Genomic DNA, 506 nt, shown 5'->3' on the forward strand with positions numbered 1-506 from the left:
GGTGCGAAAGGCGAACATGGCTCCGGTACCGGTGGCGGAGGTGGTGGCAGCGGTACAGGTGCCGGCAGCAGTAAAGGCAATCCTGCAAAAGGAACCTGCCATATTCCAAGACCTCCGTATCCTTCACTATCCACTGAAAATGGTGAAGAAGGCTTGGTTGTTTTGAAAGTCTTGGTTGGTCCCGGCGGTAAAGTGGATTCAATCAGTGTGAATAAATCAAGTGGTTATAGTCGTCTGGATAATGCAGCGCGTAAAGCCGTTAAAGATGGCAGCTGTAATGCAAGCGTTTGGACTGAATTTAAAGTACCTGTCAAATTCACGCTCGAATAAGTATCTAGGCCTAAGCTGATTGATTGGAAAATATATGCTGTTGGGAAATAATTTTAAATGACCCGATAGAAATTTTAATTTTATTTTTAACTTGGAAAAATTATGGATTTAAGTTTAGTTTTCAAATCAGGTGATGTGGTACTGATTGGTGTATTTGTCCTGATGTTGTTGATGAG

General features: G+C 42.1%; 1 protein-coding gene. It reads left to right on the forward strand.

Annotated elements, in window-relative coordinates; translation table 11 throughout:
- Positions 1–330: energy transducer TonB (locus ACTHSP_RS21640; protein WP_440346961.1), on the forward strand; the 330-nt coding region annotated here is incomplete at its 5' end.
- Positions 331–506 lie beyond the last annotated feature (176 nt).

The sequence above is a fragment of the Neisseria sp. P0001.S005 genome (assembly GCF_051963715.1).